The organism is Enterococcus sp. GPZ-007 (genome assembly GCF_059374735.1).
Window position 1 is genome coordinate 1 of record NZ_JCAFYN010000094.1, and the last position, 1,601, is coordinate 1,601.

Here is a 1,601-nt window from a genome sequence, read left to right on the forward strand (position 1 = left end):
ATCCTTGTATATTATATTTAGGGTTTTAATCTTCCAATTATTGTAGGAGAACCCTATGAACCTTTGTTATCTTTTTATTGGTATTTCCTCATTCATTTGAGAAAATATACTTAATAGATTGAGAGGTTGGATCGTCTTATCCTTGAGTGTCTAAAACTCGTACTTGAAAGACTGATCCCTCTCTCTGTTAAGCAGTTTGCGAATGAGTTAGATGTTGCAGGCTTTTTCCCTGACTCCGTATCTAGAACAAGGTAGTGACGCTTTTCAGTTGAGTGGCAATCAATCTAAATCTTTTTCAAGAAGGTGTTCTTATGTTCTATCTTGGTATTGATATTGGTAAACGAACACACGTTGCATCGGTGATGAATGAAGAAGGAAAAATTCTGCTTAAAGGTTTCTCTTTTCCTAACTCCATGGAAGGTGCTTTTAGCCTGACGAACCAACTGGAATCCTTTTCTTCTGAACCAACTGATTTTCTTGTTGGAATGGAAGCTACTGGACATTATTGGTTAGCCCTCTTTTCCTTTCTTGATGAACAAGGCTATTTTGTTCACGTCATCAATCCGATTCAAACTGATGGTTGGCGGAAAGGAACCGAAATCCGCAAGCGTAAGAATGACATTATTGATTCCGTTTTGATTGCCGATTTGATTCGCTACGGTTCGTTTAACGACACCTCTTTAGCAGATGAAACACTGTTTTCTTTGCGACAACTCACGCGCTATCGTTCGTATCTGGTCGGAACCGCTGGTGATTTCAAGCGAAAAATCATTGCTGTATTAGACCAAGTATTTCCTGAATACGAGACCGTCTTCTCAAAAGTTGGTGTTTTCGGAAAAGCTTCTAAAGCGGTGCTTTCCGAATTTTCTTCCCTCGATGAATTCAATCAAGTTTCTGCCGAAACATTAGCTGAAACCTTGAAACAAGCGAGTCGCAATCGTGTTGGCTTGATTAAGGCTGAAGCGCTAAAAGCCGCTGCTTCACAGTCTTTTGGTATTCGTTTTGCGCAAGAGGCATTTACATTTCAACTACGATCAATGATTGAACAACTCAGTTTTTTAGAAGAACAGATTAAGCAAACAGAAAATGAGATTGAACAATTGATGACCTCGTTAAATTCTGTTATCGTGACAATCCCTGGTATTGGAACAGTCACCGGGGCAACAATTCTCAGCGAGATCGGCGATATTCATCGATTCTCGAATCCTAAAAAACTAGTTGCCTATGCAGGAATTGACGCCTCTGTTACTCAATCTGGACAGTATGAAGCTACGCATAATGTGATGAGTAAACGAGGGTCTCCGTATTTACGCAAAGCGCTGTTTCAAGCCTCTTTAGTCGCGTCTCAACATGATCCAACGCTCAAAGCCTTTTACGATAAAAAGCGTGCAGAAGGGAAACATCATCTGACCGCGATTGGTGCCGTTTCTAGAAAACTATGTTACATCATTCATGCAATACTAATGAAAAATGAACCCTACAAAATCCGTCAGTAACGAAAAAGTGATTCTTCTGATGCTTATTTGTCATGCACAAAAAATGTTATTTGATTTCAGAAGAATTTTAATCATTTGGACTTGACTTTATATAGTTAGTCTTTC

Annotated in this window: 1 protein-coding gene; it reads left to right on the forward strand. The window is 39.2% G+C overall.

What is annotated here, in order from left to right; all coding sequences use genetic code 11:
• The first annotated feature begins 311 nt into the window (after positions 1 to 311).
• Positions 312 to 1,496 (forward strand): IS110 family RNA-guided transposase, encoded by a 1,185-nt coding sequence (locus AC4J95_RS20995; RefSeq protein WP_494551538.1) that lies wholly within the window; start codon positions 312 to 314, stop codon positions 1,494 to 1,496.
• The last annotated feature ends 105 nt before the right edge of the window (positions 1,497 to 1,601 follow it).